This is a genomic window from Duganella sp. LjRoot269, from assembly GCF_964254095.1.
Lineage (GTDB): Bacteria > Pseudomonadota > Gammaproteobacteria > Burkholderiales > Burkholderiaceae_D > Rugamonas > Rugamonas hordei.
The window spans coordinates 1,634,575-1,652,619 of record NZ_CAXUSL020000001.1 but is presented as its reverse complement, the minus strand read 5'-3'; the positions used below and the strand labels follow the sequence as shown (position 1 = coordinate 1,652,619).

Annotated in this window: 19 protein-coding genes; 8 read left to right on the top strand and 11 right to left on the bottom strand. The window is 65.5% G+C overall.

Annotated elements, in window-relative coordinates; genetic code table 11:
* Nucleotides 1-35: 35 nt before the first annotated feature.
* The 4 genes from ACSQ3S_RS07310 (at nucleotide 36) to ACSQ3S_RS07295 (ending at nucleotide 2,144) form a co-directional block, all read left to right on the top strand.
* Nucleotides 36-419: a sensor histidine kinase gene (locus tag ACSQ3S_RS07310; protein WP_436144999.1), complete on the top strand. Its 384-nt coding sequence runs from the start codon at nucleotides 36-38 to the stop codon at nucleotides 417-419.
* Entirely contained in the window at nucleotides 416-1,201 is a 786-nt protein-coding gene (locus ACSQ3S_RS07305) for a LytR/AlgR family response regulator transcription factor (RefSeq protein WP_436144998.1), read from the top strand. Before ACSQ3S_RS07310 ends, ACSQ3S_RS07305 begins: the two co-directional genes overlap by 4 nt.
* Nucleotides 1,202-1,321: 120 nt before the next feature.
* Nucleotides 1,322-1,747: a VOC family protein gene (locus ACSQ3S_RS07300; RefSeq protein WP_176654566.1), complete on the top strand. Its 426-nt coding sequence runs from the start codon at nucleotides 1,322-1,324 to the stop codon at nucleotides 1,745-1,747.
* A gap of 10 nt (nucleotides 1,748-1,757) precedes the next feature.
* Nucleotides 1,758-2,144 (top strand): VOC family protein, encoded by a 387-nt coding sequence (locus ACSQ3S_RS07295; RefSeq protein WP_176654567.1) that lies wholly within the window; start codon nucleotides 1,758-1,760, stop codon nucleotides 2,142-2,144.
* Here the strand turns inward: ACSQ3S_RS07295 and ACSQ3S_RS07290 are convergent.
* Genes ACSQ3S_RS07290 through ACSQ3S_RS07280 form a run of 3 tightly spaced genes read right to left on the bottom strand, consistent with a single transcriptional unit; the run spans nucleotide 2,141 to nucleotide 4,068 of the window.
* Nucleotides 2,141-2,872 (bottom strand): molybdopterin-dependent oxidoreductase, encoded by a 732-nt coding sequence (locus ACSQ3S_RS07290; RefSeq protein ID WP_436141982.1) that lies wholly within the window; start codon nucleotides 2,870-2,872, stop codon nucleotides 2,141-2,143. The genes ACSQ3S_RS07295 and ACSQ3S_RS07290 overlap by 4 nt on opposite strands.
* Nucleotides 2,869-3,441, bottom strand: a complete 573-nt coding sequence (locus ACSQ3S_RS07285; RefSeq protein ID WP_436141981.1) for a cytochrome b/b6 domain-containing protein — start codon at nucleotides 3,439-3,441, stop codon at nucleotides 2,869-2,871. Before ACSQ3S_RS07285 ends, ACSQ3S_RS07290 begins: the two co-directional genes overlap by 4 nt.
* A 24-nt stretch (nucleotides 3,442-3,465) precedes the next feature.
* Nucleotides 3,466-4,068, bottom strand: coding sequence for a hypothetical protein (locus tag ACSQ3S_RS07280; RefSeq protein WP_436141980.1), 603 nt, complete (start codon nucleotides 4,066-4,068; stop codon nucleotides 3,466-3,468).
* A 113-nt stretch (nucleotides 4,069-4,181) separates the two neighbouring features.
* Between ACSQ3S_RS07280 and ACSQ3S_RS07275 the strand changes: the two genes are divergently transcribed.
* On the top strand, nucleotides 4,182-5,597 hold the full coding sequence (locus tag ACSQ3S_RS07275; RefSeq protein WP_436141979.1) for an HD domain-containing phosphohydrolase: 1,416 nt from the start codon (nucleotides 4,182-4,184) through the stop codon (nucleotides 5,595-5,597).
* 1 nt (nucleotide 5,598) lies between these two features.
* On the opposite strand, the gene ACSQ3S_RS07270 is transcribed toward ACSQ3S_RS07275, so the two are convergent.
* From ACSQ3S_RS07270 to xapA, 7 genes are all read right to left on the bottom strand, one after another.
* Nucleotides 5,599-6,819, bottom strand: coding sequence for a nucleoside deaminase (locus tag ACSQ3S_RS07270; protein WP_413446992.1), 1,221 nt, complete (start codon nucleotides 6,817-6,819; stop codon nucleotides 5,599-5,601).
* 6 nt (nucleotides 6,820-6,825) lie between these two features.
* Nucleotides 6,826-7,233 (bottom strand): cytidine deaminase, encoded by a 408-nt coding sequence (locus tag ACSQ3S_RS07265; RefSeq protein ID WP_436141978.1) that lies wholly within the window; start codon nucleotides 7,231-7,233, stop codon nucleotides 6,826-6,828.
* A gap of 11 nt (nucleotides 7,234-7,244) precedes the next feature.
* The gene (deoA, locus tag ACSQ3S_RS07260; protein WP_436141977.1) at nucleotides 7,245-8,567 is read right to left on the bottom strand and encodes a thymidine phosphorylase; all 1,323 of its coding nucleotides are present in this window, start codon (nucleotides 8,565-8,567) and stop codon (nucleotides 7,245-7,247) included.
* Nucleotides 8,568-8,647: 80 nt separating this feature from the next.
* A complete protein-coding gene (locus ACSQ3S_RS07255; protein ID WP_436141976.1) occupies nucleotides 8,648-11,029 on the bottom strand; it encodes an aldehyde dehydrogenase family protein in 2,382 nt (793 codons plus the stop codon).
* A gap of 26 nt (nucleotides 11,030-11,055) precedes the next feature.
* Nucleotides 11,056-12,012, bottom strand: a complete 957-nt coding sequence (gene deoC, locus ACSQ3S_RS07250; RefSeq protein ID WP_176654574.1) for a deoxyribose-phosphate aldolase — start codon at nucleotides 12,010-12,012, stop codon at nucleotides 11,056-11,058.
* Nucleotides 12,009-13,202 carry a phosphopentomutase gene (locus ACSQ3S_RS07245; RefSeq protein ID WP_176654575.1) on the bottom strand — a complete coding sequence of 398 codons (1,194 nt, stop codon included), beginning with the start codon at nucleotides 13,200-13,202 and terminating at the stop codon, nucleotides 12,009-12,011. The genes deoC and ACSQ3S_RS07245 overlap by 4 nt, the downstream gene beginning before the upstream one ends.
* Nucleotides 13,203-13,296: 94 nt before the next feature.
* Nucleotides 13,297-14,136: a xanthosine phosphorylase gene (xapA, locus tag ACSQ3S_RS07240; protein ID WP_176654576.1), complete on the bottom strand. Its 840-nt coding sequence runs from the start codon at nucleotides 14,134-14,136 to the stop codon at nucleotides 13,297-13,299.
* 223 nt (nucleotides 14,137-14,359) lie between these two features.
* Here xapA and ACSQ3S_RS07235 point away from each other — a divergent pair, with 223 nt between their 5' ends.
* From ACSQ3S_RS07235 to ACSQ3S_RS07225, 3 genes are read left to right on the top strand one after another with little or no spacing between them, the layout of a single operon-like run.
* A complete protein-coding gene (locus tag ACSQ3S_RS07235) occupies nucleotides 14,360-15,490 on the top strand; it encodes a carbohydrate kinase (protein WP_353399926.1) in 1,131 nt (376 codons plus the stop codon).
* A 5-nt stretch (nucleotides 15,491-15,495) separates the two neighbouring features.
* The gene (locus ACSQ3S_RS07230; RefSeq protein WP_353399923.1) at nucleotides 15,496-16,407 is read left to right on the top strand and encodes a pseudouridine-5'-phosphate glycosidase; all 912 of its coding nucleotides are present in this window, start codon (nucleotides 15,496-15,498) and stop codon (nucleotides 16,405-16,407) included.
* A gap of 29 nt (nucleotides 16,408-16,436) precedes the next feature.
* On the top strand, nucleotides 16,437-17,345 hold the full coding sequence (locus ACSQ3S_RS07225) for a LysR family transcriptional regulator (protein WP_176654579.1): 909 nt from the start codon (nucleotides 16,437-16,439) through the stop codon (nucleotides 17,343-17,345).
* A 23-nt stretch (nucleotides 17,346-17,368) separates the two neighbouring features.
* On the opposite strand, the gene pcp is transcribed toward ACSQ3S_RS07225, so the two are convergent.
* Nucleotides 17,369-18,019: a pyroglutamyl-peptidase I gene (pcp, locus tag ACSQ3S_RS07220; protein WP_176654580.1), complete on the bottom strand. Its 651-nt coding sequence runs from the start codon at nucleotides 18,017-18,019 to the stop codon at nucleotides 17,369-17,371.
* Nucleotides 18,020-18,045 lie beyond the last annotated feature (26 nt).

The following is an 18,045-nucleotide window of genomic DNA, read 5'->3' as shown; positions in this document are numbered from 1 at the left end:
CCGGCAGATCGAAATGTCGCGCCTACCTGGCCATCATGCAGGCGCGCATGGGCGCGCGGCTGGCGGTGTCGATCGACGTGCCGGCCGAAATGCTGAGCGCCACCTTCCCCGTGATGATGTTGCAGATCCTGATCGAGAACGCCATCAAGCACGGCCTGGAACCCAAGATACAAGGCGGCCGCATCGACATCCGCGCCAGCGTCGACGGCCAGATGCTGCAGGTCGACGTGCTCGACGACGGCATCGGTTTCAACATCCACGCCGGCGACGGCATCGGCCTGGCCAATGTACGCGAACGCCTGCGCATCCTGTACGGCAACCGCGCGCAGCTGGTGATCGAGGCACCGCTGACGGGCGGCACCCGGGCCAGCGTGCGCATTCCGTATGCGCCGGATATTTTTGCCGGGAGCAGCAAATGAATTTCCCCGCAAGCAGCGGCCAGCGCCGCGCCACCGCGCTGATCGCCGACGACGAGCAACCGATGCGCCAGCAGCTGCGCGCGCGCCTGCTGGACGCCTGGCCGGGACTGGAGATCGTGGCCGAGGCGGCCAACGGCATCGAGGCCGTGGCGCTGGCCGGCCAGCACCAGCCGGACATCGTGTTTTTGGATATCCGCATGCCCGGCCTGTCCGGCATCGAGGCGGCGCGCATGTTGTTCAACCGCTGCCACCTGGTGTTCGTCACCGCCTACGACCAGTACGCGATCGAGGCGTTCGAGCAGGGCGCGCTGGATTATCTGCTCAAGCCGGTCGGCGGCGACCGGCTGAAGACCACCTGCGCGCGGCTGCAGACCTTGATCGGCCAGCAGCCGTCGAACATCGAACGGCAGCTGAGCCAGTTGCTGTCACACCACAGCAAGCCGGAGACCAAGCCGGAGTACCTGCGCTGGATCCAGGCGGTGGTGGGCAGCAACCTGCGCATGATCAGCACGCGCGAAGTGCTGTTCTTCCGCGCCGATGAAAAATACACGCGGGTGCAGACCGAGGGCTCGGAAGTGTTGATACGCAAGACGCTGAAGGAGCTGGCCGACGAGCTGGACCCGGACGAGTTCTGGCGCATCCACCGCTCGACCTTGGTGCGCGTGGATGCCATCGAAGAAGTCACGCGCGACCTGCGCGGACGGCAGATGGTAAAGATACGCAACTTCGCCGAGCAACTGGAAGTCAGCCGTGGCAACGCGCATTTATTTCAGCAAATGTAAGCCCTGTCTGATCGTTATCAATATATACTTTTATTTCTCATCCGCTCGCCCCAGCCCGGCGAACGGCAGGGTGTCAAACGCGATCGAATCTGTTCCACTACCCAGGATAGGGAGAGAACAATGTCCAGCATACCCAAGCAGACTCTCTGCAACGTCATCCCCTGCATGCGCTATCGCGATGCGCCCGCCGCCATCGACTGGCTGTGCACCACCCTCGGCTTCGAAGCGACGCTGGTGGTGCCCAACGAGGACGGCACCATCGCCCACGCACAGCTCAGTTTCGGCAACAGCATGATCATGCTGGGTTCGGTGTTCGACACTGAATACGGCCGCCTGATGAAGCAGCCCGGCGAGGTCGGCGGCTTCAACACGCAAAGCACCTACCTGGTCGTCAACAACGCCGACCTGGTGTACGGCCGCGTGCTTGAATCGGGCGCGAAAATCCTGCTCGACATCAAGGATGAGGACTACGGCGGACGCGGCTTCACCTGCCGCGATCCCGAAGGCCATATCTGGAGCATCGGCACCTACGATCCGGAAGACTAAGGAGCAGACCATGGGACGTCCAGTACATTTTGAAATCCAGGCCAGCCAGCCGCAGGCGCTGATCGATTTTTACGGCTCGCTGTTCGGCTGGAATTTTCACCGCTGGGAAGGCGGCGAATACTGGCTGATCGACACCGGCGACGGCAGCAAGCCCGGCATCAACGGCGGCCTGCTGCCGCGACGCGGTGCGGTGCCGGAGCCGATGCAAAGCGTGAACGCCTTTGTCTGCACGGTCGACGTCGAACAGCTGGACGACACGCTGTCGCAAGTCGACCAGTTGAAGGCGGAAGTGGTGGTGCCGAAGATGGCGGTGCCCGGCGTCGGCTGGCTGGCCTACGCCAAGGACCCCGACGGCAACATCTTCGGCATGATGCAGGCCGATACGTCCGCAGCCTAAAGGCCGGCAAACCAGTTGTAGCCGTGCAGGTCTTCCCAGTAGCCGCTGGTGAATTGATCGGTCACGGTGATCCCGGTCAGGTGCTTGGGGTTCTTGAACCCCAGCTTGGTCGGGATACGCAGCCGCAATGGAAAACCGAATTCGTCCGGCAGGCTGGCCGAGCCGTTGAAGCTGAAGGCCAGCATGGTTTGCGGGTGCAGCGCGCTGGCCATGTCGATGCTGGTGTAGTAGCCGTCGGCGCAGCGGAAGGCGACATATTTCGCGCGCGTATTGGCGCCGACCAGGCCGAGGAAATAATGCAGCGGCACACCGGTCCACTGGCCGACCGCGCTCCAGCCTTCGATGCAGATCAGGCGGGTGATTTCCGTCAGCGGCGGCAATGATTTCAGCTGCGCCAGCGTCCAGTCGCCGGGGCTGAGCACCATGCCATCCACGGCCAGGCGCCAGCCGGCCTCGTCGATTTCCGGCACCGACGCTTCCGAATAAAACGCATTGAAGCGGAACGGCAGCGTCAGTTCGCTGCGCGGGTACAACGGCGCCAGCGTTTGCGGCGAGAACAGCGCGGCCTGCGCCGCGTCGTTGAAGCGCGATACGCCGCGCAGCGCGGCGGCAACAGTGTCGTTGTCGGTGCCCGCGCAGCCTTGCAGCAGCGCGGCGGCACCGCCGCCCAGCGCCAGCCGCAGGAAGCCACGCCGTCCAGCATCCAAGTCCTTCCTCCGTTCCTTCATCTGGTCCTCCTGTTCAACCCCAGCATCGCCAGCAGCAGACGCGGCGACGACAGCGCCAGCACCACATGGCCGGCAACAAACATGCCCAGCAGGGCCATGCAGATGAAATGCACTTCGCGGGCGCGCTGGAAGCCGCCGGCCAGTTGCGTCAGCGCTTGCAGCTGCACCGGCTTCCAGATCGCCAGGCCGGACAGGATTTCCAGCGTCAGCAGCACCAGCACGCCGAGGTAGGCGATCTTCTGCACCCGGCTGCGTTCGCCGCCGGGCTTGTGGCTTCGGCCCAGCGACAGGTACAAGTGCCGCAGGCGGCCGCTGGCGGCCAGCAGCGTCAGCGCGACGATGCCGTTGGCCGCCAGCACCCACATGCCGGCGAAATGCCACAGCAAGGCGCCGGGCAGGCTGCCGCCCAGCGTCAGCGCCGTGGGAAAATGGTCGATCCAGAACGGCGAGGCGTTGAACACCTGCCAGCCGCTGGTCAGCATCAGCAGGAACACCACGGCATTGGTCCAGTGGCACAGGCGTACCCAGAGCGGCGGGCCGCCGCCGATGTCGGTCGATGCGGTCGTCATGCGGCGGCCTCCTCTCTATGCGGCTCAGATCGGCGGCAGGAAGCCGTCGCGGCCCACCATCACAGCGTTGGCGGCGGTGGCGCCATCGGCGGCCGATGCGCCGATCACCAACACCTTGGCGCCGACGACTATCAACTCGCGCTTGCCTGGAACGAACTGGCCGTAGACGGTGTCCTTGTCCAGCACCACCTGCTGCGCCTTGCCGCCGAAGCGCATTTCCAGCTCGGTGGCGCTGGCCTTCTTGACCACCTTGGCGACGGTGGCGTTGGTCATCGTGCCGCGATCGCCGAGATCCCATGGGAAATGGCCTTCGTTCAAGCCGCGCGCCGCCTCGGGGAACACCATCACGCCCATGGCGCGCACCTTGCCCTGCGGCGCCGGCGCGGCGGCGATGCCCAGGTAGCTGTTTTCCTGGATGGCCGCCTGGCTGCTGCGCGAAACGTCCAGCACTTGCGCCTGTTCAGGCAGCTTGATGGTGGTCTTGGTGCCCTTGCGGTCGGTGACGACGAAATCACCGGCGCCAACGGCGGTGACTTCGCCGCGCAGGTGCACCGGGCGGTCGGCGGCAAAACTGGATCCGGCCAGCGCCAGCGTGGCGACGGCGATCAGGGTGGAGATGCGTTTCATGGTGCTTCCTCGTATGGTTGAAGTGAAGCCGCACTATGCGCCGCCCGGCGGCGCCGGGGAATCGGTCGAATGTCCGATGCCTGCGATGCCGCGCCGCTCGCTATAATCGGTCCATGAACCTTGATACCCCCGCCTCCGTCACCGACACCATGCACGCGCTGGCCTATATCGGCGACCTGACCATGGGCCAGCCCACCGACCACTCGCTGCGGACCGCGTGGCTGGCCTGGCGCATCGCAGAAGCGGCCGGCTGCGGCGATGCGGACTGCGCGGCCGTCCCGCAAGTCGCGTTGCTGCGCTGGTCGGGCTGCACCGCCAACGCCCCCGAATTCAGCGAGCTGCTGGGCGACGACGTCGAAGGCCGGGCGCTGATGCTGTCGCAGAAACTGGACGATCCCGCCTATGCACTGATGGGCCAACGGCTGCACGGCGACATGCAGCGGCTGGCCGAGATCCATTGCGAGGTATCCGGCGACGTCGCCCGCATGCTGAATGTATCGGACGACGTCGAACTGGCGCTGCGCTCGATCTTCTCCACGGCCGACGGCGCCAGCCCGAGCGTCTTCATCGTTGCCCTGGCCAGCGATGTGGAAGTGCTCAGCCGCGTGCAGGGGCTGGAGCGGGCCTTGTCCATCATCGTCCACAAAAGCGGGCACGCCTACCCGGCTGCGCTGGCCGCGGTGGCGGTGCGTCATGCCTCGCAGTGGCTGGAGGTGCTGGACCGCGACGAGAGCTGGCACGCCGACCTGGCGTTCGGGGCCGCCACCGGGGACATGGTGCCGCTGGAGTTGCTGGCCGACGTGATCGATCTCAAGCTGCCCTGGATGACGGGCTATTCGCGCCGGGTGGCGGAAGCGGCCCGTTGCGGCGCGCTGGCCATGGGTCTTGAAGCGGAGACCGCGCAGCGCTGCTACCGGGCCGGCCTGCTGCATGGCATCGGCCGCGCGGCGGTGCCGAACACGGTGTGGAATACCGTCGGCCGGCTGTCGGCGGCGGCGCGGGAGCAACTGCGGCTGGCGCCATACTGGACCAGTCGCTCCACGGCGCGCCTGGGCACCCTGTCGGACGCCGCCCATATCGGCTCATATGCCGCCGAGCGGCTCGACGGCAGCGGCGCGTTCAGGGCCTGCGCCGGCGCCGCCATCCCGTTCGAGGGCCTCATCGTCGCCGCTGCCACCGCATGGGTGGCGCTGCAATCTGCGCGGCCATGGCGGGCCGCGATGACTCTGGAACAGGCCCGCGCAGTGCTGGAATCGGAAGCAGCAGGCGGCCGCTTCGACGCCGGCGCGGCGCGCGCGGTCACCGGCGGCACGACGCCGGCGGCGGTTCACACCAACATCGTGTTGACGGAGCGGGAGATTGAAGTCTTCCGGGGCATCAGCCTCGGACAGACCAACAAGGAAGTGGCGCGCGCATTGGCCATCAGCCCGAGCACCGTGCGCACCCACGTTGAGAATGTGTTCCGCAAACTGGGATGCACCACGCGTGCCGCCGCCACGCTGAAGGCATCGACGCTACGGCTGTTGTAGCTCAGGACAAGGCTGCGACCAGGTCCGGGTCGGCGACCTGGGTGGGGCGGATGCGGATGACGCTGCGGTACAGCGGCGGCATGGCGGCGCACAGCGCGGCCAGTTCCGCTTCGGGCATGGCCGGCAGCACGTACTGGAACTGCGTCGGATTCTTCAGCGGCAGCGGGCCTTCCATGGTCGAGCCGTAGGCGCCCAGGTTCATGAAGCTGACCGCGCCGGCATCCGGCCCCTTGGCGAAGACGAAGGTGCCGTCCTTCGGATGGCCCAGGTAGCGGCGCACCTCGTCCTGCTGCGCCACCGTGGCACCGGCCATCAGCTTGTAGCGCAGCTGCGCGTAGGCGCGCGTGGTTTCCATGAAGGCGCTGCGGATGCCAGACTGCGTCATCCGCCCCGGCATGCACAGCAGCAGGTTGCCGAACGAATCCAGCAAGGCCACCGCATCCCCTGCCCCGCCATGTTCGCGGTCGCGCGCCATCGCCTGCTTCAGGAACGGCGCCAGGCCCACGTCCGGCTGATGCGGGGTGCAGCGGTAGGCCAGCGCGTCGGGATACAGCTGCTTCAAGGCGTGCACGATGGCGTGGTCGGGCGGCAGAGTCAATGGACACTTCAATTGCTGCTGCGGCAGATCGGTATTGAACAGCTCCATCACCTCGCCGGAGGTGGCCTCGAACACCAGTGCGCACAAGGCTTGCGTCGGTTCGGAGATGGTTTTGCCGATGAAGAAGGACTTCGGCGTGGCGCCCGAACCGGCGCGCGCGTACAGCGACGATCCGAGGATGGCCGGGTAGCTGAAGCTTGCCGCCGCCTGCTGGCGCAGCGCTTCCGGCAGCGCGTTGAAGCCGGCGCTTTCGTCGAAGTTGACGCCGGCGTTGCGGTCCGGCGCCGCCACCACCACATTGAAGCCGCCCGCCAGGATCGCGCCGCTGCACATGCAGCAGGGATCGAGCGAGGTGACGATGGTGATGTCTTCCGGCGCGGGCAGTTCGCGGCCCTTGGCGCGTTCGGCGTAATACCAGTCGATCAACTGGCGTTCGCCGTGCGCGGTCGGGTCGAAGATCAGGCCCTGCTTGATGACGTTGTTGTGCAGCGACTGCAGCACGTTGCCGTGCTGATCGAGCATCAGGCCGCCGACGCCGAAGGTGCCCTGGGTTTTTGCGGCAATGGCTTCAGCCGCCGCGATCGCGACGGCCGCCTGCACATCGATAGTCTTCTTGAAGGCCAAGGTGGCTTACTTCCTTCTCAGGTCGGCGCCGCCGAACGCGTTCGGCAGTTGCCCGGCTGCGGTGGTCTCGAAGATGTCGCCTTTGAGATTGGTCAGCAGCACCGGCAGCTCGTTGCCGCCCAATTCCAGGATCACCTGGCGGCAGGCGCCGCACGGCGCGATAGGACCGTCGGTCTCCCCGATGACCACCAACTGGTTGAAATCGCCCGGCTTGTAGCCGTGTGCGAAAGCGCTGAAGAAGGCGGTACGCTCGGCGCAGTTGCACAGGCCATAGGAAGCATTCTCCACGTTACAGCCGTGGAAGACCTTGCCGTCGTTGGTCAGCAACGCGGCGCCGACCTTGAAGTTCGAGTACGGCGTGTAAGCCTTCAGGCGCGCGGCGGCGGCTTCGGCGATCAGTTCTTGTTTGTTCATGACCGGCTCTCTTATGGACGGATCGTGCGGTAGATGACCGGATTCGCGGCCGGTGCGGCGTCGGCGATCTGGTAGGCCGCCTGGATTTCGCGCACCGCCTGCTGGGCGGCTTCCTGCGTACGCGCATGCACCATCGCCAGCGGCTGGCCGGCTTCGATCCTGTCGCCCAGGCCTGCCAGGTCGGTCAGGCCGACGGCGAAGTCGATCGGATCGGCGGCGCGGCGGCGGCCGCCGCCCAGCGACACCACGGCCAGGCCGATGTCGCGGCAGTTGGCGGTGGCGGCATAGCCGGAGACCAGCGCAGGCGCCGGCACGATGATAGGCGAGCGCTCCAGGTACTTGTCCGGATTATCCATCAGGTCGGCCGGGCCGCCCAGCGCCACCACCATGCGCGAGAAGCGCTCGGCCGCTTCGCCGCTGTCCAGCGACGCCTGCAGCTTGGCGCGCGCTTCTTCTTCGGTGGCGGCCAGCTTGCCCAGCACCAGCATCTCGGCGCACAGCGCCATCGTCACTTCGTGCAGGCGCGCAGGACGCGATTTTCCGGTCAGGTAGTCCATCGCGCCGCGCACTTCCAGCGCGTTGCCGGCGTATGGCGCCAGCGATTCGTTCATGTCGGTCAGGATGGCCGAGGTCATCATGCCGGCGCCGTTGCCGACCTTGACGATGCTGTCGGCCAGTTCCACCGATTTGTCGTAGGTCGGCATGAAGGCACCGCTGCCCACCTTGACGTCCATGGCCAGCGCATCCAGGCCCGCCGACAGCTTCTTCGACAGGATGGAGCCGGTGATCATGGCGACCGATTCCACGGTGGCGGTCACATCGCGCACGCCGTAGAAGATCTTGTCCGACGGCGCCAGTGACGAGGTCTGACCGATGATGGCGACGCCAACTTCCTTGACTACTTTGCGGAACTGCTCATTGGTCGGCACGGTGGTGTAGCCGGGGATGGAATCGAACTTGTCCAGCGTGCCGCCGGTGTGGCCCAGGCCGCGGCCGGAGATCATCGGCACGAAGCCGCCGCAGGCTGCGACCATGGGGCCGAGCAGCAGCGAGACCACGTCGCCGACGCCGCCGGTGGAGTGCTTGTCGACCACCGGGCCTGGCAGGTCCAGCGAGCGCCAGTCCAGCACTTCGCCGGAATCGCGCATGGCCAGTGTGAAGGCGACGCGTTCGTCCATGGTCATGTCGTTGAAGAAGACGGCCATCGCCAGCGCGGCGATCTGGCCTTCGGTGACGCGGTTCGAGGTGATGCCGCCGACGAAGAACTGAATCTCCTCGGCGCTCAGGACGCCGCCGTCACGCTTCTTGCGAATGATCTCTTGGGGTAAAAACATGGAATTCTCCACTTCAAATTATTGGGTATTGAAAGCACAAGGGCGGGTCCGCGGACCCGCCCGTATTACTGAGCTATTACTTAGACGCCGTAAGGAATCCAGACGTTCTTGACTTGCGACGCATGCGCCAGCACCGCGCGGCCGCCGGCTTGCGCCGTGCTGTACCAGTCGCGGCCCTTGGCCCCGCCAACCCAGGTACGCTTCAGCGATGCGGCCGACAAGCGCTCCACTTCCGCGCAACCTTCGGCCGAACCGTCGTGACGCCATACCGCGTCGATATCCGAGTGCGAAGCCAGCGTACGCGCCAGCTCGTCCGCCGAACCGGTGACGATATTGACCACGCCGTCCGGCAGGTCCGACGTGTCGAGCACCTGGTACAAATCGGTCGCCGACAGCGGATGCGCTTCCGATGGCACCACCACCACGCGGTTACCCAGCGCGATCGCAGGCGCCACCAGCGAGATGAAGCCCAGCAGCGGCGACTCGTTCGGGCAGACGATGCCGATCACGCCGACCGGCTCGTTCAGCGCAACGGTAATGCCGTGCATCGGCGGCTGGTGCGCCAGGCCGTCGTACTTGTCGGCCCACGCGGCGTAGTAGAACAGGCGCTCGATCGAAGCTTGCACTTCTTTTTCAGCGTTCTTGGTGCCGGTCATGGCGGCGATGCGGGCGGCGAACTCCTCGCCGCGCGCGGCCAGGTTTTCGGCGATGTAATACAGCACCTGCGCGCGGTTGTGCGACGTGGCTTTCGCCCAGCCGCCCGCCTTGTGCGCCGCTTCCACCGCGTTGCGGATGTCTTTGCGGTTGCCTTCGCCGACTTCGCCGATGAAGGAACCGTCGGCGCCGTGGATGGCGCGGCTGTAGGCGCCGTCAGGGCGTGCCTGTTTGCCGCCGATATACAGCTTGGCGGTGCGGTCGATGGCGAACGCGCCACCAGATACAGGAGCGGCTTTAGGCTTGGCCTTCGCCTCAACCACCGGCGCCGCAGGGCGCGCATCTTCCGACAGCGCGGTCATGTACTCGTACATGCCTTCGCGGCCGCCTTCACGACCGAAGCCGGATTCGCGGTAGCCGCCGAAGCCGCAGGCGGCGTCGAACTGGTTGGCGGTGTTAATCCACACCACACCGGATTTGATCTGCGGCGCGACATCCAGCGCCAGCGAGATGTTCTCGGTCCACACGCAGGCGGCCAGTCCATAGACGGTGTTGTTCGCCAGCTGCACGGCTTCCGGCGGGGTGCGGAAGCTCATCGCCACCAGCACAGGGCCGAAGATCTCGGCCTGCGCCACGGCGGCGGAAGTCGATGCGCCGGTGATCAGCGTCGGCGGGAACCACGAGCCGTTGGCAGGGATTTCGCACTTCGGCTGGTACACGTCGCAGCCTTCGGCGCGGGCCGATTCCACCAGGCCGGCGATGCGCTGCTGCTGCACCGGATCGACCAGCGCGCCGATGTCCATCGACTTGTCCAGCGGCGAACCGAGAGTCAGCTTGTCCATGCGGGCGCGCAGCTTGGCCAGGAATTTATCCTGCACCGATTCCTGCACCAGCAGGCGCGAACCCGCGCAGCAGACCTGGCCCTGGTTGAACCAGATCGAATCGACCAGGCCTTCAACGGCGGCATCCAGGTCGGCGTCGTCGAACACGATGAACGGCGACTTGCCGCCCAGTTCCAGCGACAGCTTCTTGCCGCTGCCCGCCGTGGCGACGCGGATCAGGCGGCCCACTTCGGTCGAACCGGTAAAGGCCAGCTTGTCGATGCCGGGATGGTTGACGATCGCTTCGCCCACGCGGCCGTCGCCGGTGACGATGTTGATCACGCCGGCCGGCACGCCGGCTTGCACGCAGATCTCGGCGAACAGCATCGCGGTCAGCGACGTGAATTCGGCCGGCTTGAAGACGATGGTGTTACCGGCGGCCATGGCCGGAGCGATTTTCCACGACAGCATCAGCAGCGGGAAATTCCACGGCACGATCTGGCCGACCACACCGACGGCGCGGTAGTCGCTGAATTCTTCGGCTTGCAGTTGTGCCCAGCCGGCGTGGTAGTAGAAGTGGCGCGCGACCAGCGGCAGGTCGATGTCGCGGGTTTCGCGGATGGTCTTGCCGTTGTCCAGCGTTTCCAGCACCGCGAACAGGCGCGCATGCTTTTGCATCAGGCGCGCCAGCGAGTACATGACCTTGGCGCGGCCGTGACCGCCCAGCGCCTGCCAGCCCGGCTGCGCGGCGCGCGCGGCTGCGACGGCACGATCGACGTCGCTGCCGGTGGCTTGCGTCAGGTCGGCCAGCTTGGCCGCATCGGCAGGGTTGGTCGAGGCGAACAGCTCGCCCGGCTCGCTCCACTGATTGTCGATGAACAGGCCGAAGGTGCGGCCGTGCTGTTCCAGCCACGCTTGCGCTTCTTTTTGGCTTTCGGGTGCTGGGCCGTATTCCATAGTGTTCAGGATCTCTTTAATTGATGGCATGACGTGTCCGTAATCTTGTAGCTGCGTTAGGGTTGCGCGTGGCGGTGAGCGGCGGAGTAGTTGCCGGTCACATAGTGCTCAAGCTGGCGTTCGATGTCGGTCAGCAGGCTCGATGCGCCGATGCGGAACAGGTGCGGCTCGAGCCACTCGTTGCCCAGTTCTTCCTTCATTAGGGTCAGATACTGCAGCGCGGCCTTGGCCGTGCCGACGCCGCCCGCAGGCTTGTAGCCGATCTTGAAGCCGGTCTGCTCGTGGTACTCGCGGATCGCGCGCACCATCGTCAGCGACACGGGGATCGTCGCATTCACCGGCTCCTTGCCGGTCGATGTCTTGATGAAGTCCGCGCCGGCCATCATGCACACCCACGACGCCTTGGCGACGTTTTCCAGCGTGACCAGTTCACCGGTCGCCAGGATGGCCTTGACGTGCGCTTCGCCGCAAGCCTTGCGGTAGGCGACCATCTCGTCGTACAGCGCCTGCCAGTTACCCGTCAAGACGTGCTGACGGGTGATGACGATATCGATCTCGGTCGCGCCCGCGGCCACCGACAGCTCGATCTCGCGCACCTTGGTTTCCATGCTGGTCAAACCGGCGGGGAAGCCGGTCGACACGGCGGCGATCGGCAAACGGCCTTGCAGCACCTGCACCGCCGGCTTGATCATCTCGTGGTAGACGCAGACGGCGCCGGTGGTCAGCTTGACGTCCTGCAGGCCCAGCGCCTCGACCAGGTCCGAACGCAGCGGACGCATGGCTTTCATGCACAGGCGCTCGACGCGGCCCGGGGTGTCGTCGCCGGACAGCGTAGTCAGGTCGATCAGGCCGATGGCCTTGACCAGCCAAGCGGCCTGGAACTCCTTCTTCACCGTGCGGCGGTTCGCCAGGCTGGCGGCGCGGCGGTCGGCCGCGCTCTTGTTGATGTGGATGTGGTTGATCCAGCCCAGGTCCAGTGGGACCGCCTCGTTGCGCTTGAAATCAATGCTCATAACAGGTTGCTTCCGTGGGAAAGTGGTTTGACGCCGAGGTGATGGGCCAGGGTCTGGCCGATGTCGGAGAAGGTTTCGGAGATCGGCAGCTGGCGCGCTTTCACGCCCGGACCGAAGAAGATCATCGGGATGTGCTCGCGCGTGTGGTCGGAGCCCGGCCAGGTCGGATCGCAGCCATGGTCGGCGGTGATGACGACCAGGTCGCCCTCTTTCAGCTTGCCGATGAACTCGGGCAGGCGCGCATCCATCTCGTGCAGCGCGTTCGAATAGCCGGTCACGTCGCGGCGGTGGCCGAAGGCCTGGTCGAAGTCGACGAAGTTCACGAACGTCAGCGACTTGTCGCCGGCTTCTTCTTCCACCTTCAGCAGCGCGTCGAACAGCGCCATGTTGTCCTTGCCCTTGACCAGGCGCGATACGCCCTGGGTCGCGAAGATGTCGCTGATCTTGCCGAGGGCGATCACTTCGCCGCCGTCGTTCTTCACGTGGTCGAGCAGCGTAGGCGCCGGTGGCGCGACCGCGTAGTCGTGACGGTTGGTGGTGCGGGTGTAGTTGCCGTTGGCGCCGGTGAAAGGACGGGCGATCACGCGGCCGATGTTGTACGGCTCGACCAGCTTGAAGGCGATCTCACACACTTCATACAGGCGCTCCAGGCCGAACGATTCCTCGTGCGCCGCGATCTGCAGCACCGAGTCGGCGGAAGTGTAGATGATCGGTTTGCCGCTGGCGACGTGCTCGTCGCCGTGCTTGTTGATGATCTCCGTGCCCGATGCGTGGCAGTCGCCGAGGAAGCCCGGCACGCCGGTCAGTTCCTGCAGCTTCTGGGTCAGCTCGGCCGGGAACGACGGCACCGTTTTCGGGAAGTAGCCCCAGTCGAATTCCACCGGCACGCCGGCGATTTCCCAATGGCCGGACTGGGTGTCCTTGCCGGTCGAGCGTTCGCGCGCGGCGCCGTAGGCGGCGGTGAATCCTTCGCGTTGTTCGAAGCCGGCGGCCCACTGGCCGCTGGCGGTATGGGCGGCGGCGGCCAGGCCCAGTTTTTCCATGGTCGGCAGCGACATCGGTTTGCCGCTCTTGGCGGCCCACTCGGCGATGTGGCCGAAGGTATTGGCGCCGACGTCGTTGTACTTCGCGGCATCGGGCGTGGCGCCCAGACCGAACGAGTCAAGCAGCAGAATAAATGCGCGTTTCATTGTGTACTCCCATCCGCTGACGCTCCGTCATTCCCGCGAAAGCGAATGACGAGCTAACAATGCAAAAGGGGCGGACCAGCCGCCCCTCGTTATCTTACGCCTGCGGCGTTTTGGCCACGTTGGCCAGGAAGCCCAGGATCACTTCAATCAGCGACTTCGCCGCGACGGCTGCGTACTTCAGGGTCTGCTCGTGCGACAGCGGGAACGGCGACAGGCCTTCTGCCAGGTTGGTGATGGCGGACACGCCGACCACCTTCAGGCCGCAGTGGCGGGCCGACACCACTTCAGGCACCACCGACATGCCGACGACATCGGCGCCCAGCGTCTTGAAGGCGCGGATTTCCGCAGGCGTTTCGAAGTTCGGACCGGCGTAGGCGATGTACACGCCTTCGTGCATCGGGACGTTCTTCTCGGCGGCCGAGGACTTCAGCAGCGCGCGCAGGTCGGCATCGTAGGCGTTGGCCATGCTGAAGAAGCGCGGGCCGAAGCGCTCGTCGTTCGGGCCCATCATCGGCGTGCCAGGCAGGAAGTTGATATGGTCGGTCAGCGCCACCAGCGAACCGGCGTCGACTTCGGTGCGCAGCGAACCGGCGGCATTGGTCACGAACAGCATCTCGCAACCCAGCAGCTTCATGGTGCGCACGGCGCTGGTCATCACGCCCAGGCCGTAGCCTTCGTAGACGTGGCCGCGGCCCTTCATGCACACCACCTGCACGCCCGACAGCGTGCCGACCACCAGTTCGCCGGCGTGGCCGTGCACGGTGGAGATCGGGAAGCCCGGCAGTTCGTTGAAGCTGATGGTGACCGCGTCGGTCATTTGTTCGGCCAGCACACCGAGGCCCGAACCAAGGATCATCGCCACGCGCGGCTTGAAGCCGGCTGGGATACGGGCGCGAATAATGTCAGCTGCCTGGAATGGGGAATTGTTAGACATGTATATCCTCTGTTTTTCTGTTGTGGCTGGGGAAGCTGACACTATGCATCATCGTCCATATGTATGGCAAATACCATTTTTCTTCATCATTTATACAAAAACCATATAAATAAGGGGTATTATAAATCAATGAAAACTGAGCCGCAGAGCGCGTTTGGCTCAGGGTTTGACTCAGAAGGAACAAAAGTTTATCATGACGGACAATTGTTTAAAAGATGCTGCCGTGACCGATTCTTCTAAAAAGGAACAGCTGTACCAGCTGATCCGCTCCAACCCCTTCATCTCCCAGCAGGACCTGGCGGTCGAACTGCGCCTGTCGCGTTCCGCCGTGGCCGGCCACATCGCCGGCCTGATACGCGAGCGTCGCCTGCTGGGCCGCGCCTACGTGCTGCCGGACCAGCGCCCCGTCATGTGCATAGGCGCCGCCAACCTGGACCGCAAGCTGCGCACCATCGCACCGATGCAGCTGGGCACCTCCAATCCCGCCACCGCCGAGGAAGTCTATGGCGGCGTGGCCCGCAACATCGCCGAGAACCTGGCGCGCCTGAACCTGCCGACCTCGCTGCTGACGGCGCTGGGCGACGACAGCGCCGGCCGCACGCTGCAGGACCACGCCGAGAGCGCCGGCATCGACACGCGCGGCAGCCTGAAGCTGCCGGAAACGGCCACCGGCACCTACACCGCCATCCTCGACGACCGCGGCGAGCTGGTGGTGGCGCTGGCAGACATGGCGCTGTACGACCGCATCACGCCCGCCTTCCTCGACAGCCGCCAGCCGCAGCGCGCCGCCGCCGCGATGACAGTGGTCGACCTGAACCTGCCGGCCGACAGCATCGCCACGCTGCTGGCCGGCGCCCGCGCCGACAAGGTGCCGCTGGTGATCGTCGCCGTGTCGCAGCCGAAGATGGCGCGCCTGCCGGCCAGCCTGGACGGCCTGCGCCTGCTGATCCTCAATCGCGGCGAACTGGAAACCCGCGCCGGACGCGCGCTGCCGACGGAGGCCGACGTGCGCGCCGCCTGCCGCGACGTGCAGGCGCAGGGCGCGCGGGATGTCATCGTCACCTGTGGCAGCCAGGGCGTGTTCCACACCAAGGGCGGCGAGCTGGTATGGCTGGCCGCGCACCAGGTCGAGGTGGTCGACGTCACCGGCGCCGGCGACGCCTTCTCGGCCGCCGTCTGCTGGTCGCTGTACCAGGGCAGCGACGACCTGACGCTGGCCTGCCGGCGCGGCCTGAAAGTCGCCGCGATGACGCTGGAAAGCCCGGACACCGTTTCCCCCCTGCTCGCCGCCGACGTACTCGACGAGATCCACGATTTCGATATGAGCGCTCCGCTCTTCCCTCTCCAAGGCTGAACACCATGCACCAATTCCTACTCTTCTCGCCGGAAGTAGCCGCCGCCCGCGCCGCCGGCAAAGCCATCGTCGCGCTGGAATCGACCATCATTTCGCACGGCATGCCGTATCCGCAAAACGTGCGGATGGCGCGCGAGGTCGAGCAGATCATCCGCGACGGCGGCGCCGTGCCGGCCACCATCGCCGTCATCGGCGGCAAGATCTGCATCGGCCTGTCGGACGAGCAGCTGGAACTGCTGGGCACCTCGCCCGACGCGATGAAGGTCAGCCGCCGCGACCTGCCCTACGTGCTGTCGCAAAACAAACTGGGCGCGACCACCGTCGCCGCCACGATGATCTGCGCCGAGCTGGCCGGCATCACCGTGTTCGTCACCGGCGGCATCGGCGGAGTGCACCGCGGCGCCGAGACCAGCTTCGACATCTCGGCCGACCTGCAGGAACTGGCGCACACCTCGGTGGCTGTGGTCTGCGCCGGCGTCAAGTCCATCCTCGACATCGGCCTGACCCTGGAATACCTGGAGACGCACGGCGTGCCGGTGATCAGCGTTGGCCAGCGCGGCTTCCCCGCCTTCTTCACGCGCGAGAGCGGCTTCAACGCCGACTTCCAGCTCGATACGCCGGCCGAGCAGGCGGCCTTCATCCACACCAAGTGGCAGCTGGGTTTGAAGGGCGGCGTGGTGGTCAGCAATCCGGTGCCGGCGGCGGAGGCGATGCCGAAGGCGGAGATCGACGCCATCACCGCGCAGGCCTTGCAGGAAGCCGCTGCGCAAGGCGTCACCGGCAAGAACGTCACGCCGTTCCTGCTGGGCCGCATCAAGCAGCTGACGGAAGGCCGCAGCCTTGCCACCAACATCGCGCTGGTGAAGAACAACGCCCGCTGCGGTGCGGCGCTGGCCGTCGCCATGCAATCGAACTAAACTCGAACCCACATCGCCCAAGACCCGCCATGTCCATCGACCTGAAACAACTAAAGTACTTTCTCGCTGTGGCCGAAGAAAAGAGTTTCAGCCGCGCGGCCGAACGACTGCATATTTCGCAGCCGCCACTGAGCCAGCAGATCATGAAGCTGGAGAGCGAGCTTGGCGTCAAGCTGTTCGCGCGCACCACCCGCACCTTCGAGCTGACGGTGGCCGGCAAGGCGCTGATGAACGAGGCGTCCGACCTGCTGGCCAAGATGCGCATGACGATCGACACCATCCGCCAGATCGACCGCGGCGAAGTGGGCCGACTGCGCGTGGGCATCGTCGGCTCGGCGATGTGGGGACCGATCCCCAGTTTGCTGGAAGAGTTCCAGACCAAGTTCCCGCGCGTGACGTGGACGCTGCACGAGCTGGGACCGACGCTGCAGTACGAGGCGCTGCGCGCCAAGCAGGTCGACGTCGGTTTCTGGCGCGAGCCCAAGCTCGACGAGGACGACCTGAAGCAGGACAACCTGCGCCAGGAACTGTGCTTCCGCGAAGACGTGTGCGTGGCCATCAACGAGCATCACCCGCTGGCCAAGCATGAATCGATAGAGCTGATGGATATCGCCGACGAGCCGATGCTGACGCTGGCGCTCGACAAGTCGTCGTTCCCGCGCTACCTGATCCAGTGCTGCGTGAAGGCCGGCTTCCAGCCGACGATCTTCCAGGAGGCGTCCGAGCCGCAAACGCTGCTGGCGATGGTCGGTGCGGGCCTGGGAGTGGCGCTGCTGCCGGAGACCACCAGCCGCATCGGCTGGCCGGGTGTGGTGTTCCTGCCGATCCGTACCAATCCGCCGTCGGCGAATTTGTACATCACCTACACCACGCTGGACGATGCGCCGGTGGTGCGGGCCTTCCTGAACATCCTGAATCCGCCGGCGCGCGCCGATTGACTTAGTGCCAGCTTAATCGGTAACTAATGGGTAACGCCGCCCGCCTCGCGCATGTCGACGTCGTGGGCGAGCGTGGTGCGGATGGCGATGCGCAGGCCTTCCACCATGTCCTCCAGCTTCATGCTGGCCGAACCCGGATGCGCGGCCGCCTGCTGCGGCAGGTACGGGATATGGATAAAACCGGCGCGCATCGTCGTGCCCCACTCGTGGGCCTGGTGCATCAAGCCGTAGAACACGTGGTTGCAGACAAAGGTGCCGGCCGACTGCGATACCGACGACGGCAGGCCCGCTTCACGCAACGCATGTACGATGGCCTTGATCGGCAGCGTGGAAAAATAAGCCGCCGGACCGCCGTTGACGATGGGCTGGTCGACGACCTGCCGCATCTGGTTGTCGGCGATCGGCGCGTCGTCGATATTGATCGCCACCCGCTCGATGGATAAATCTACGCGGCCGCCGGCCTGGCCCACCGCGATCACGATACTCGGCTGCAGCTCTTCCACCGCCTGGTGCATCACCTTGTTGGCACGCCCGAACACGCATGGCAGCTGTCGCGCGTGGACGATGAAATCGCCTTCACGCCAGCCTTGCAGGGATCTCACCGCTTCCCACGAGGGATTGATGGTCTCCTGGTTGAAGGGCTCGAAGCCCGTCAACAATATTATCTTTTCCATCTACGTTTGCTCCGATTGCATCCTGC

Coding starts and splice junctions, on each gene's coding strand:
- ACSQ3S_RS07310 (WP_436144999.1), top strand. CDS start 36: ATGCAGGCGCGCATGGGCGCGCGGCTGGCGGTGTCGATCGACGTGCCG.
- ACSQ3S_RS07305 (WP_436144998.1), top strand. CDS start 416: ATGAATTTCCCCGCAAGCAGCGGCCAGCGCCGCGCCACCGCGCTGATC.
- ACSQ3S_RS07300 (WP_176654566.1), top strand. CDS start 1,322: ATGTCCAGCATACCCAAGCAGACTCTCTGCAACGTCATCCCCTGCATG.
- ACSQ3S_RS07295 (WP_176654567.1), top strand. CDS start 1,758: ATGGGACGTCCAGTACATTTTGAAATCCAGGCCAGCCAGCCGCAGGCG.
- ACSQ3S_RS07290 (WP_436141982.1), bottom strand. CDS start 2,872: ATGAAGGAACGGAGGAAGGACTTGGATGCTGGACGGCGTGGCTTCCTG.
- ACSQ3S_RS07285 (WP_436141981.1), bottom strand. CDS start 3,441: ATGACGACCGCATCGACCGACATCGGCGGCGGCCCGCCGCTCTGGGTA.
- ACSQ3S_RS07280 (WP_436141980.1), bottom strand. CDS start 4,068: ATGAAACGCATCTCCACCCTGATCGCCGTCGCCACGCTGGCGCTGGCC.
- ACSQ3S_RS07275 (WP_436141979.1), top strand. CDS start 4,182: ATGAACCTTGATACCCCCGCCTCCGTCACCGACACCATGCACGCGCTG.
- ACSQ3S_RS07265 (WP_436141978.1), bottom strand. CDS start 7,233: ATGAACAAACAAGAACTGATCGCCGAAGCCGCCGCCGCGCGCCTGAAG.
- deoA (WP_436141977.1), bottom strand. CDS start 8,567: ATGTTTTTACCCCAAGAGATCATTCGCAAGAAGCGTGACGGCGGCGTC.
- ACSQ3S_RS07255 (WP_436141976.1), bottom strand. CDS start 11,029: ATGCCATCAATTAAAGAGATCCTGAACACTATGGAATACGGCCCAGCA.
- deoC (WP_176654574.1), bottom strand. CDS start 12,012: ATGAGCATTGATTTCAAGCGCAACGAGGCGGTCCCACTGGACCTGGGC.
- ACSQ3S_RS07245 (WP_176654575.1), bottom strand. CDS start 13,202: ATGAAACGCGCATTTATTCTGCTGCTTGACTCGTTCGGTCTGGGCGCC.
- xapA (WP_176654576.1), bottom strand. CDS start 14,136: ATGTCTAACAATTCCCCATTCCAGGCAGCTGACATTATTCGCGCCCGT.
- ACSQ3S_RS07230 (WP_353399923.1), top strand. CDS start 15,496: ATGCACCAATTCCTACTCTTCTCGCCGGAAGTAGCCGCCGCCCGCGCC.
- ACSQ3S_RS07225 (WP_176654579.1), top strand. CDS start 16,437: ATGTCCATCGACCTGAAACAACTAAAGTACTTTCTCGCTGTGGCCGAA.
- pcp (WP_176654580.1), bottom strand. CDS start 18,019: ATGGAAAAGATAATATTGTTGACGGGCTTCGAGCCCTTCAACCAGGAG.